The 12313-nt window shown below is 60.4% G+C and carries 9 protein-coding genes; 1 reads left to right on the top strand and 8 read right to left on the bottom strand.

The window, feature by feature from the left end; all coding sequences use genetic code 11:
* Positions 1-410: 410 nt before the first annotated feature.
* The 8 genes from BLP23_RS04675 to BLP23_RS04640 form a co-directional block, all read right to left on the bottom strand.
* A complete protein-coding gene (locus BLP23_RS04675; protein ID WP_092583724.1) occupies positions 411-1475 on the bottom strand; it encodes an OmpP1/FadL family transporter in 1065 nt (354 codons plus the stop codon).
* Between the two features lie 213 nt (positions 1476-1688).
* Complete coding sequence (locus BLP23_RS04670) at positions 1689-2645, bottom strand: fumarylacetoacetate hydrolase family protein (protein ID WP_092583723.1); 957 nt, start codon at positions 2643-2645, stop codon at positions 1689-1691.
* Positions 2646-2726: 81 nt separating this feature from the next.
* Entirely contained in the window at positions 2727-3404 is a 678-nt protein-coding gene (locus BLP23_RS04665; RefSeq protein ID WP_092583722.1) for a VOC family protein, read from the bottom strand.
* Complete coding sequence (locus tag BLP23_RS04660) at positions 3401-3835, bottom strand: VOC family protein (protein WP_092583721.1); 435 nt, start codon at positions 3833-3835, stop codon at positions 3401-3403. The genes BLP23_RS04665 and BLP23_RS04660 overlap by 4 nt, the downstream gene beginning before the upstream one ends.
* Positions 3836-3941: 106 nt before the next feature.
* A complete protein-coding gene (locus BLP23_RS04655; RefSeq protein ID WP_092583720.1) occupies positions 3942-5870 on the bottom strand; it encodes an acyl-CoA synthetase in 1929 nt (642 codons plus the stop codon).
* Positions 5871-6061: 191 nt separating this feature from the next.
* Positions 6062-6715, bottom strand: coding sequence for a TetR/AcrR family transcriptional regulator (locus BLP23_RS04650; RefSeq protein WP_233426628.1), 654 nt, complete (start codon positions 6713-6715; stop codon positions 6062-6064).
* Complete coding sequence (locus BLP23_RS04645; RefSeq protein ID WP_092583719.1) at positions 6708-7583, bottom strand: 4Fe-4S dicluster domain-containing protein; 876 nt, start codon at positions 7581-7583, stop codon at positions 6708-6710. Before BLP23_RS04645 ends, BLP23_RS04650 begins: the two co-directional genes overlap by 8 nt.
* Positions 7580-10573, bottom strand: coding sequence for a molybdopterin-dependent oxidoreductase (locus BLP23_RS04640; protein ID WP_092583718.1), 2994 nt, complete (start codon positions 10571-10573; stop codon positions 7580-7582). Before BLP23_RS04640 ends, BLP23_RS04645 begins: the two co-directional genes overlap by 4 nt.
* Positions 10574-11056: 483 nt before the next feature.
* Between BLP23_RS04640 and BLP23_RS04635 the strand changes: the two genes are divergently transcribed.
* Positions 11057-12229: a patatin-like phospholipase family protein gene (locus BLP23_RS04635; protein WP_092583717.1), complete on the top strand. Its 1173-nt coding sequence runs from the start codon at positions 11057-11059 to the stop codon at positions 12227-12229.
* The last annotated feature ends 84 nt before the right edge of the window (positions 12230-12313 follow it).

The following is a 12313-nucleotide window of genomic DNA, read 5'->3' as shown; positions in this document are numbered from 1 at the left end:
TGTCGGAAGCGCCGGCACGGATCGCCGCATCGAGGGCAGTCCCCGGCTGGCTGTCGGACTTGATCTGCGCGCTCAGGCCGATGGCGCAGAGTTCGCCCACAAGCTCCTTCAGGTCGGTGCCGGGCCTGAGCTGGAAGCCGAGATCGCCCAACGCCTTTTGCTCGGCGTGCCGAAGAACGATGTTGTGGTGCTCATAGCCGATAGACAGATAGCGTTCGCCATCATGACCGGTCGCGGTTTCGCTCATGCCGATAGTTTCGGCATAGTGATCCTTAGCGCACAGGATATCGGGTGTTTCCAGCGCGATTCATCCCAGCTGGAACACTCTACGGGCGAATTGTTTCTGCAGAAATTCGCTCCCAAGCAGAAGCCGTGGTAGGCAACGCGAACTGCGTTTCCGGCAGCGAGGGTTAAAACGAATACCCCACTTTGACGGCGGCGCTGACCAGATCGTTGTCCGTAAAAATTCCGAACGAACCCGAAGCATCCCCGAACTGGCGGTAGCTGATGGCGGTGGTTATTTTCACCTGATCCTTCGTGTAGATCGCGCCAAGCGTGGCGCCCCACAAACCGTCAGTCGCATCGAGCGGCCCGTCAGCCGATACGTCAGTTGAGGGCTCGTATGTCAGAGTTGTGAATCCCGACCATTGTTCGCTGAACATCTGTGCCACGCCGAGCGTGTAGGTCGTCGTGTCGTTGAAGTGGACGAGCGATCCCAATGGATAGCCCGGCGGATTGATCTTGTGTTCGCTCCAATCGGCCCAGCGAACCGTCGCGAAGAGCAGGGTGCTAAGGCTGATCGGAGCCTGGAGATGGAGGTTGACCGATTGCGGGGTCTCGACTTCTGTAGCCCCTTCATAGGCGCCTGAGGTGTCGAAATCGTAATCGATCGCGGAATTGTATGTGACTGCGACCCGGACATGGCTCTGCGGGATTTCAAAGGCCGCCCCGACCACGTAGCCCGCCGCCCAGGTGTCGTCAAAAGTGACGTTGCCAAAACCGGCGGGCACGCCGCCTACGAAAACAGCAACATCGGTGTCGCCGCCCATACGTTGCAGTCTGGGTCCGCCGAAGACACTGAAACGTTCTGTGAACTTGTAACGCAGCAAGCCTGTGACTGCGATCGACTCAACCTTTCCAGACAGGCCGGACAGCGGCCCGCTATCGTAGTCGAGTCTGCGCCCATAAGGATTGTCTACGATGACCGCTCCTGAGAATTGTTCGTTGATATCGGCCTTGAAGGCGCCATTGTAGAATGGAACCGTGGGCGCCGTATCGCCCGAAGCAAACGGGGGCCCGACGGCAATGATCTGCCCTCCCACGTTCGGACTGCCAAAGCCGAGCCCGAATTCGACGTAGCGTCCCGTCTCGAAAAGGGCTTCATTCGGCTGCCCCAGAAGATCGAAGCCTCCTCCCGTCGCCGGTGTGACGAAAAGACAGCTGAAAAATCCGGTCAACAAATTAGTAGTTCTCATGCGGGTCTCCCTCCTCCGAGACGTCTCGCCTTCCCAAAGCCCAAGCAAATGGGCATTTCTCATTTTGCCTGCAGCACCGGCGCCTTGCCTCCAACCAGCCGACCGCTCCAGATCAAGGGGCTAGACCAGGAGGCGACCCTCAAGCCCTTCACACCTTCGCCGATCGGGCTGTGGTCGGGCGGCGACTGGGTGCGCGTCCTGGTCCCGCCGAGATCACGCGTCCACGACTTCGAGCAACTGCCTGCCAAAATCGACGGCGCGGTCATCGGTGCGCATTTCGGCGCGCAAAATGTCGCCGGGCGCGAGGTAGCGTGTGTGGGCAGTCGCTTCTTCGACGATCGCATCCTTCCGCTCCGAATCCTTGAAGAGCTTGGTCGTCAGAATCTGGGCCAGGGCGGCATTCGCTTGCAGGATCACGCCGCCCGGCGTCCCGGTCAGGACGAGATCGCCCGCAGACAGGTCCATCAGAGACCCAATGTCGTTGAGGCAGGTTTCCGGGCGAAAGACGAAGTCCCGAGTATGGGCCGACTGCCGCAGTTCGTCGTTCAGCCAGAGACGGATCTCAATCCTGTCGAGGAGATCCGCTACCTCGTCCGCTTCCGGAATGACCAGCCAAGGACCACAGGGGCACAACGTACGGGCGCTTTTGCCGCGGAACCACTGCAAGAAGGCTTCGCCGAACATGACGTCGCGGGCTGACACGTCGTTACACAGGACGAGTCCGCCGATGAAATCGCCGAGCGTCTCGCGGGTGACGTGGTCGCCTGCACCTAATGGTCGCTTCAGGACAAGCCCGAGTTCCACTTCGTAGTCGAGCATCTGACATCCGGCCGGCCGGATAACGGGATCGAACGCTCCCGACAGCGAGGAGGCGGCCTTCATGAAGAGCAGATTCTTCTGTCGTGGCGCATGCCCCGATTGATCCGCGTGATCTGCATAGTTCAGACCCTGGCAGATGATCTGCGCCGGCGCTGTGACGGGGCTCAGAATGTTTGCAGAGCTGATCGGGAACCGTTCAGCGCCTGCCAGCATCCTGAGCTCTGCCGGAGGAAGGCGCAGGATGTCGGCGGTCGACACGAAGGTGCCCTCGAGCGGGGCGATCTCTTCTCCGTCCAAAAATCCCCACAAGGGTTCTCCGCCGATCGTAAATCGGGTCACTTTAACTACCATTTCATTTCCTTTCTTTGGAGGGGCCGCTTCTAAAGCGGCTCGAATGTCCGCTCGCAGCGCCATTTGAAGGGCGTAGCGCGGTCAAGCGCGGTCCTTGCCGTTAAGGTCTCCGTATCGCTCGCGATAATTCTCGATCGTATCCATCGCACCGCAGAATTCGACATTGTGCCAGTCGGGATCGTAGAGGTAACAGGCCACGTTGCCGCCGGTCTCACCATCACCCAAAGGCGGTTCGCTGTTGTGGCGGACTGGACCGTAGTTCAGGGGGAATCCTTCGGCCTGCTGTTGCTGGGCAAAGGCCAGGACATCCTCCAGTCGGTTTCCTTTTACCTCGAGCGCGAAATGGAAGAAGCTCATGCCCGAAGGTACGGTAACCATGCCTGAGGGATCGTATTCCTCGACGAGTACAAGGCATTCCTCGTGGTCAGTTGCACTCATGTAGCAGCAGCTAATGCGCCAGCCCTCCTTGAACGGATGCGGTTCCGGCTTACAGGTGCGGCTGTGGATCATGCCGGCAACTTGCTCGTACCAGGCCCGGCTTTGCGCGATGTCGCGCACGTAGATGGAGAGCTGCCCGATATGAGAAACGAGGGAAGGCTTGAAGACGCCGTAGTCCTCAGTCTTGTTGGAGAACCGCCGCTTCGTCAGCGTCGGCCACAACAGCACCATTTCGCGAAACCATTTCCGCTTCAGGAGGCCCGAGAAGCGTAGCTTGAATGGGGGTAGGACGTTCGGCGGAACAAAAGCGGTGTTGCTCATCTGCTGGGCTCCTCAATAATCTCAATCCAGTGCTTGTCGGGGTCCCGGAGGCAAAAGGCAGACGAGGCCGGGCGCGCGGAGGCGAGCATGCGCCCCTCTCGGATCGGCAAGCCCATCTCTCGTGCGCGCCGTTTGACGTCGTCGAATGCCTCTGCGTCCTTCACTGCCAGCGTGAAGTGCAGCATGGAATTGTTGTCCATCTTCAGCTTGTGATGCTTCACCAGGCAGATGTCGTGATGGTAGAAGCCGAACGAGAAGAAATGCATTTCCTGCTGCGACAAACGCATTGCGGCGCTGCTGTCTGGATGGTTGAGAGCGGAGAACTGCAGGTCGAAGAGCTTGATATAGAAAGCCTTTGAGCGTTCCAGGTCGGTAACGTAGAAGACGTGGTGTTGAAGGTTGGTGACGGGGATCCGAGTTGGAGCATTCATGATTGGGCTCCTGACTGCTGGTTTGACCAAGAGAATGCTGGCGCGCCGATCTCGTAACGGGCATGATTGATCGCCATGATTGATGTCCTTTTCTTCTCGCGAACTTTCAGAGGAATTGCGCCTTAAAGGCGTAGTGACCCAGTTTTTCGCGGAGGGGGCCTGGATCGCCCTCGGTTGCAATTCTTGCCAGCAGCCCGAGCCGGACGTCTTGAACGACCGAAAGCGATTCGAGCTTCACGCCGGACGACGCCGCCTCCTGACGTACGACATCCTCGATCTCCAGCATCGACAGTGCTGGTTTGAAGATCTTGCCGACGGGTGTGACGGGCAGCGCGGCCAGGATCCGGACCGATTTGGGATGCGCAGCACGCTCGGGAATACGCTCGACGGCATGGGCAAGCAGGTCCGCCTCCGATGCCGTCGTCGCCGGCTTCAACTGAACATAGAGGACCGGGAGTTCTCCGGCGCGCTCATCGGGCCGTCCCACCGCTGCGGCGAGTTGCACCGCCGGGTGATCCTGCATTGCATTTTCGATCAGCTTGGGATCGATGTTATGGCCGCCCCGGATAATGAGCTCCTTCTTGCGACCCGTCAGCCAGAAGTAGCCGTCCGTGTCCTGGCGTGCGAGATCGCCGGTATTCAGCCAGCGCTCGCCACCAATCTCGAGCCAGAGCCCCTTGTTGTGTTGGGCATTGATGTAACCGGCAAAGACATTCGGCCCGCGGATCGCGAGCACGCCGACCTCTTCCGTCCCCGCAAATCCGGTGAAGCAGCCAGAATCGTCAAGTCTGACCACCGCCATTTTCTGGTAGGGAAGACGCAGGCCGATCGAACCGATGCGTCGCTCGCCTTCCGGCGGATTGACGCTGGAAACACACGCGCCTTCCGTCAGGCCGTAGGCCTCCAGAATGCGGATTCCGATCGTCTTTTCGAAATTGCGGAACAGTTCCACGGGCATCGGAGCCGCGCCGCAAAAACCGTAGCCGACGCTCGAAATGTCGCGGTCGCCGACCGGCACCTGCAGCAGTTCCGAATATACAGTCGGAACGCCCGAGAAGGCCGCGACCCGATAGTGTTCGACGATCTCCCAAAAGGACGGAATAACGCCCTCTCCGCGATAGCCATGCGGCGTGCCCATGAGGACATGTCCGCCTTGCGACCACGGGATGAGGCCCGTCACCAGCTGTCCGTTGACGTGGAAGAGCGGTAGGCCGCAGAAGATCGTCTTGCCCGGTGCGAACACACTCCCGATAAAGGCTTGGGTGGACCAGGCGTCGAACACTTCCGACAAATGGGCACGCGCGGCGATCTTGGGCAGTCCGGTCGTGCCGCCTGTGCAGAAGTATGAAGAGATCTCTCCGGGACGGGGCATTTCGAAGGTCAACCCGTCGCCGCGTTCCGCGGCAATTTCCTGACGCAGGCTGAGAACGGGGATGGAGCGGCCGTCGACACGTAGAGCCTGCGAGCGTACCTTCGTCGCTTCCTCGGCGGTGCCGTGGAGATACGGTTCGAAACTGACGGTCAGAATTCCTTGCAGGTCCGGCACATTCGCCGCGGCCTTGATCGCCTTCTGCCAGATGTCGGTTCCCGGAAAGGGGGCCAGAGTAACGAGCCATTTTGCCTTCCCGGCTATGAGGAGCTCGGAGATCTGTCCCGCTTCAAGCAGAGGATTGATCGCGAAGGCGATGCCCGCCGCCTCGCCGCCCCAGATCACGAAATGCGCTTCGGGCAGATTGGGCAGCATGAAGGCCACGACGTCGTCGCGGCCGATTCCCAGCCGCCGCAGGGCATTAGCTGTCCTCGTGATGTCAGCGAGGAGCTCGCCATGCGTCCAGACGAAGGGATCACGAAAGTTGTCGGAGCGCAGAAAGAAGGACAGGGCAAGCTGATCCGGCGCGATAGCGGCGCCGCGCGCAAGCATCTCGTAGGTGCTTGCCGGGAGGTTACGCTCCGGCAGCGGGATTTGCTCGAATGCCTCGACATCGGGCAATGCGACAATGGGGCGACCATCGCCACCAGGGGTTGTTGCGAGCATAGTGATCTTCCTCCCTATAGGTCCGCGCCGGCTCTCTTGGACAGCGGCAGCAACTCCAAATTAGCGATGCGACGAGCTTCCTCCGGCTCGATCTCAAGTGCCCGGAGCACGAACTCCGCCGCGTCGGATCCGGCGCCAGGTCTTATGGCCCTGCAACACCAGAAACACTGCAGAGAGACCTGTGCCGGCAATTATCGAAAGCATTGAGAGGGCCCGTTCCGCAGGGCCTCAACACTGAAGGAAATCAAGTCTTCGGGCGTAATGAGCGAGCGCCTGGAATGGAAGTTCTTGATAGCTTTCGGCTCCCAGAGTGCCGCAGTTGACCCGCAAAGGCATTCGGCGGCCCGTAGACTGTCCTGTTGTCGAAATTCCCGTGCACGGACACCCTCTTCGACAAGTTCAGCGACGACGTCCACTACGCGTCTTGCGTGTACCTCGAAAGCGGGCCAGCGCTCGTCATCGGCGACCGTGAGCAGCTCGAATATCTTTTCCTCATCCCGCATGAGAGCAAGAACACGTCTATGCAGCCCCAGCATGAACTCTCGGAGCGTTTCTGCACTGGTAAATCTTCCCGAGTCCGGTTGCATGACGGGAAAATTGTTTTCGAGCACTTGCGCAACAAGCTCGTCGTACAACGCCAGTTTGGACGGGAAGAACCTGTAGACATTTGCTGGCGACATTTTGAGGTAGCTCGCGATGTCGCGCACGTTCGTTTTCCCGGATCCATAGATCGCGCACAAAGTCTCTGCCGCACTGAGAATGCGGGCAACGTTCGTTCCCTGGCTCTCCTGCCGGCTTGTTCGCCGGTGGGTCATGTCCGAGCGGCAATGATCGCTATCAAGCATCGGCGTCCCTCCGCGCGTCTGCGGCGCCGGGGCGGGTCACCCTCAGTTCGCCCAGATAGACGCTCTCGGACAGGACGCAGTCACGCCAGACGCTGCCATGGGCATGGGATACTTCGACACGATATGTGGCGTCATCCCCGGCCAGATTGTCGAAGCGAAAGTCTCCGAAGCCGTCGGTGACTGTCTTCGTGAGAACCTTGCCTCTCTGAGACAGGGTGACCTCCGCCCCTTCAAGACATTCCACCGCCCCGGCGATGTCGACGCTGACGCTGCCGCCGATGAAGCATGTCTCCCACCGTTCCAAACCCCGGTACCAGACGCGCGGCTTGGTCCCAAGCTCGGGCTTTTGCACCTTGAGCCCCTCGGTGGCCGCCATCCGCTCCATGGCGGCGTCACTGAGCTTCACCGCCTCGAAGACCTCCGTCGGACAACTCTGCTGGCAGCGAGGCTGCTGCCAGCCCTGATCGAGCAGGTGGGCGTCGAAGATCCAGGTCTGCGGCACCTGCTGCTCCTCGTTCCAGACGATTGCCCGGTACGGGCACGAGCCGAGAATGTCCTTGCGGCCCCGAGCCTTCTCCGGATCAATAATAACGATGCCGTCGTCGCGTTTGCGAATGGCGTCGCCCGCATATTGCATGCAAGGCGCGTCATCGCAGTGGTTGCACATCACCGGCAAATAGGTGGTCTCCACCATGGGCACACTGCCCTGCGCTCGGCGCAGGATGCGGATCGTGCTCTCACCCACGGCAGCGGCCGGCGCCGAATAGCCGGGAAACTCGTTGCCGACATGTTCGTCCCGGTCCGCGATCACGCAATTATAGCAGTTCTCGCAGCGGCCGACGTTGATGATCAGGTTCCACTTGCTCAAGACTTCCTCCTACGCCGCGCAGCCATCTTGAAGGCGTCCGCGTTCTGCCACTTCTCGATTTGCACAAGGCAGGAATTGGGAGCCATGCTGCTGGTTCCGCGGGTCTGCGATCGGTCCGAGGTAAGGACGTTCAGGCAGCCGCCGATCTCGATGGTCTCTCCCGCAAGTTCGATAAGCTGGAACTCGGCGCTGGCCTCATAGGACTTGACGACGCCTGGTGTCACGAGGGGCGAAATGTCCGCGGCGCAGATCACGGCGCCGCGGTCGTTGAAGATTTTCACCAGGTCACGATGGGCAATGCCCCGGGCGGCGGCATCGGTCGGGTTGAGACGCAGCAACCAGAAGCGATGGCCAGCAATCTGGGCACGATGGTCCTCCACCTGATTGACCGCGCTGTTCTTGCCGTCCATGCTGGTATGGAAGCTGTAGCGGCTGTGCGTGGCGATCATCTGCAGCGGATAGCGCTCCGTCAGCTCGGTGGTGCGCAGCCCTTCCCAGGAGTGAATGTAGCGATTGACCGGTGGCCGGTCCGGATTGTCCGCCGTGTTCCGCTTGAGGACCTCGGGCACGAATTCCAGCTTGCCGCTCGGCGTCTGCAGGCCCATGCCGAACTCTTCGGCATACTGGGATGGCATCGGAAGCGGTTCCGGCAGATCCTTGCGCCTGCCCTCGGCGAACCAGCGCATGTCGACGGGCTGGCGCAGCTCCGGCTTTTCGGGCGGCACGACGTAGTAGCCCTTGCGACAGAATTTCTTCCAGGCAATTTCGCCGGGCAGATCCGACGAATCGAACACCCGCTTGACCCAGTCGAGCTCGCTGCAGCCCTCGGTGAAGACGGCGCCAAGGCCAAGCCGGGTCAGGATGGCAGTGAATATCTCGTAGTCAGACTTCGACTCGCCCAAGGGCTCGATGCACTTATGCTGGAGTGTGATGACGCGATGGTTGACGACATTGACGCCGTGATGGGCGTAGCCTCCAGAATTCGCCCATTCTCCGATGTCCCAGCGCTCCAGTGAAGTGCAGGCCGGCAGAATGATATCGGCAAACTGGGCCTCGCCCTCCATCCAGATGGACTGGTTAACCACGCACTCGATGCTCTCGTGCCGATAGGCGTCTACCCAGCGCCCCGATCGAGTCACGGTGCTCAGGGACGATCCGCCGTAGCGGTAGATCATGTGAATCGGCGAGTAGCCCGGCATGGGATAGGTGAAGGGCGCGAACTGGGCCTCCTGGGCCATGCCGTCCCAGAGATAGCCGGTGGCCTCGCCGTTGATGATCGCGTCGGGCAGTTGCTGGCGCGGCACCATCTGCTTGACGGGATTCATCGTCAGGATGTGCGGCATGCGCTGATAGTTGTTCACCGCATTGCCGGTCCACGCCAGGTCACCGGAGATCCCTCCGTCGGCATAGCCCGGAAAATAGAAATGCAGGTCGTGGGGGACCCCGATCTGGAGACCGCCGAAATTGACGCCCGGCTTGCCCCAGCCCTGCATCGCCATCATCATGATCATGCAACGCGCCCATTGCGCACCGGTCGCCCCGCGGCTTGCACCGCCGAAGCCAGTGCCCGTCATGCCGACGGCAAGATAGACCTTCTTGCGGCCCCACTTGCGCGCGAGGGCGCGCACATCCCTGGCAGGGATGCCGGTCTCGGCCTCCTGCCATTCGGGGCTCTTGGAAACGCCATCGGTTTCGCCCAGCAGGTACGCCTTCCATTCCTCAAAGCCGGTGGTGCGATTGGCGACGTACTCCTCGTCATAAAGGCCTTCCGTGATCCAGACATACATGATCGCATGGGCCAAGGCTGCGTCGGTCTGAGGTCGGACGGGAAACCAGCGTCCGCCCAGCAACTGGGCTGTCGGATTGCAATGCGGGTCGATATGAACGAACTCGATTCCGAGTTCCTTGGCCCATAGACGACGCGTTGTGCCCTCAAACCCCGCATAGGCTCCATTGGTGCTTTCGGGATCGCAGGACCAGAAGACGATCATCTCGGCTTCCTTGAGGCAATCCTCCACCCCGCCATAGCCCGCAGGCACGCCGACCCGCATTGAGTTGCCGAAATGGTGCATTGCGCCCCAGTACCAGCCCTCCCAGCTGTCCGGGTTGGCGGCAACCCGGGTGAAGCCGATCAGGTTGGCGAACCGCATCAGCGAGCTCAGGTAATAGCCCACATTGCCCCACTGGTGGTGGGACGACATCGGGAACGTGATGGAACCCGGCCCATGAACGCGCTTCTGCCGATTGATCTCCGTGGCGACGATGTCCAGCGCCTCCTCCCAGCTGATCCGCACGTAGCCGGATTTGCCGCGGTTTTGGGGATTGCGTTCGCCATTGGGATCGAAATCCATCCGCTTCATCGGGTGGAGGATACGCTTGTCCGAATAGACCAGGGATTTCATCGTCAGGGCGTGCGGCGCCACCAGCGCCCGGCGGGGCGGACTGAACTTGCGGCCGCGAGCCTCGATCACCCAGGTGGATGGATCGGTTACGTCGAACTCGATGGGCGTAACCCGCAGGATGCGGCCATCCTTGACGTAAACGAACAGGGGACCACCGTTGGTGCAGGTGGTGTAGCGGAGGCTGCCATCGGGCATCGGCGTTCCCATGGACAGGCCGGCGGTCTCGCTCATGTTGAGCGTCTGCGTGAACCAAACAACGAGCTCGTCCGGCCCGGTGGTCACCACCTTGAAGTTCTTGGCCGCGTGGATGATCTCGCCCTGATCACGATTGGGAAGCAGCAGTTTCAGGGCCGTCGATACGTCCTTGAACGTCATGTTCACTTGCGCCTCGGCCGCCGCGCCCGGACGGGACCGGAATTTGCCGCTCCGGACCTCGACGATGCGACCGATGCTCCCGTCCTGGAGGCCGATCCATGCGACGATGTCGCGCTGTCTCAGCCGCTCCCGGAACGCAGGGACGCAGGAGGCTGTGCGGTTCAGCACTTTGGGCAGGGCAACAAGGATGGTCCTCAGAACCTGCCGGTTCATTCTAGATTTTAAGGCTAGCATGTCGTGGCGGTCCGCGAGCCGAAATGTTCGATTGGGGGGCCGCAGAAAAACGGTCTGATCGCGGCATCGCGCGAGGCTTGCAGCTTCATTGATGGTTCTCCTCCCAAACCCATTCCTCAATATTGACTATAAAATCATAATGACGATCTAGTCAATTCGAAAAAAGAGGGAACCGAACGGATTGGAGGAATGACGGCATGAGCAGGCCAAAGAGACGCCCGCGTCAATACAGCCCCAGCGTCGAGCGCGCCAATGTCTCGTCCGCGGTCGCACCGCTCAGCCCTATCTCCGCCTAAGCGCCAAATCGACTTTTGCCAGTGCCCATTTTTGCATTCCACCATTGCGTGACTCTCATATTGACGATATAGTCGTTTTGACTTATTTATTCAAATTGAAATCCAGCCGGTCCCATGCAGGCGGCGAACGCCACGTGGTCACGCTCAATGAAAGGGAAAGCATTCGATGAACTTTCAGCCCCAGAAGGAATTCCGAACGGCAGAACGGCGTCTCCCTTTCGAATGCATTGCGTTGGTGTTGCAAGGCGGCGGTGCGCTCGGAGCCTACCAGGCCGGCGTCTACGAAGCCCTTTCGGAAGCCGACATTCATCCAGATTGGGTTGCCGGCGTCTCCATTGGAGCCATCAACTCCGCGATCATCGCGGGAAACGAGCCGTCTGAACGGGTTGAAAAGCTGCGGACCTTCTGGCGCGAGATCACTGCCAATCCACTTCTCGACTGGACTGCTGCCGCAGACGCTCTCGCTCCCAGAGGCAATCTGCCGCGCGCGCTCTTCAATCAATTCAGTGCCGCCTGCGCGCTCGTCGCCGGTGCCCCGGGCTTCTTCAGCCTGCGACAGCCTGTTCCCTGGCTGTACCCGGATGGCGCCACCGGGGGCACGAGTTTCTACGAAACCAAGCATCTGAAGAGCACTCTCGAGCGGCTTGTCGACTTCGACCGCATCAATGCTGGCGGTATGCGCTTCAGCGTCGGCGCCGTGAACGTTCGAACAGGAAATCTCGTCTACTTCGACAATGAGACGCATACGATCCGGCCCGAGCACGTGATGGCCAGCGGATCGCTTCCGCCCGGCTTCCCTGCCGTTGAGATCGAGGGCGAGTTCTACTGGGACGGCGGCCTCGTTTCCAACACGCCGCTGCAGTGGGTGGTCGAGCAAGGGCCGCGGCAGGACACGATTGCCTTCCAGGTCGACCTCTGGAGCGCGCGCGGTGAGATTCCCTTCAACCTTGCCGACGTCGCGGCGCGGCAAAAGGAAATCCAGTATTCGAGCCGTACGCGCGCCCATACCGACCAGTTTAAGCAATACCAGCGCGCCCGACACACGCTCGCGAACCTTCTTGCAAAACTGCCCGCAGACCTCGTCGGCGGTGAGGAGGCGAGGATGCTGAGCTCAATTGCAGACCACAAGGTCTACAAGCTAGTCCATCTGATCTACAACTCGAAGCAGCATGAAACGCACTCGAAGGATTACGAGTTCTCGCGGCTGTCCATGGAAGAGCATTGGCGGGCTGGTTACTTCGACGCTGTGCGCACTTTGCGCCATCCAGAGGCGCTCCGTCGGCCGGACAATCAGGACGGGGTTGGCACCTACGACCTTGGTTTCGACGGGCAGGAATAGAGGTCAGCCACCGCAAAGCGACTGACGATCCCCGTCGCGCCCCCTGAACGCAAACGAGCCGCTTGATCCAAAGGAATTTCAGCC

The sequence above is a fragment of the Rhizobium mongolense subsp. loessense genome (genome assembly GCF_900099775.1).
GTDB lineage: Bacteria > Pseudomonadota > Alphaproteobacteria > Rhizobiales > Rhizobiaceae > Rhizobium > Rhizobium loessense.
The sequence above is the reverse complement of the archived record's forward strand: the minus strand, read 5'-3'. Positions and strand labels throughout refer to the sequence as shown.

Coding starts and splice junctions, on each gene's coding strand:
- BLP23_RS04675 (WP_092583724.1), bottom strand. CDS start 1,475: ATGAGAACTACTAATTTGTTGACCGGATTTTTCAGCTGTCTTTTCGTC.
- BLP23_RS04670 (WP_092583723.1), bottom strand. CDS start 2,645: ATGGTAGTTAAAGTGACCCGATTTACGATCGGCGGAGAACCCTTGTGG.
- BLP23_RS04665 (WP_092583722.1), bottom strand. CDS start 3,404: ATGAGCAACACCGCTTTTGTTCCGCCGAACGTCCTACCCCCATTCAAG.
- BLP23_RS04660 (WP_092583721.1), bottom strand. CDS start 3,835: ATGAATGCTCCAACTCGGATCCCCGTCACCAACCTTCAACACCACGTC.
- BLP23_RS04655 (WP_092583720.1), bottom strand. CDS start 5,870: ATGCTCGCAACAACCCCTGGTGGCGATGGTCGCCCCATTGTCGCATTG.
- BLP23_RS04650 (WP_233426628.1), bottom strand. CDS start 6,715: ATGCTTGATAGCGATCATTGCCGCTCGGACATGACCCACCGGCGAACA.
- BLP23_RS04640 (WP_092583718.1), bottom strand. CDS start 10,573: ATGAACCGGCAGGTTCTGAGGACCATCCTTGTTGCCCTGCCCAAAGTG.
- BLP23_RS04635 (WP_092583717.1), top strand. CDS start 11,057: ATGAACTTTCAGCCCCAGAAGGAATTCCGAACGGCAGAACGGCGTCTC.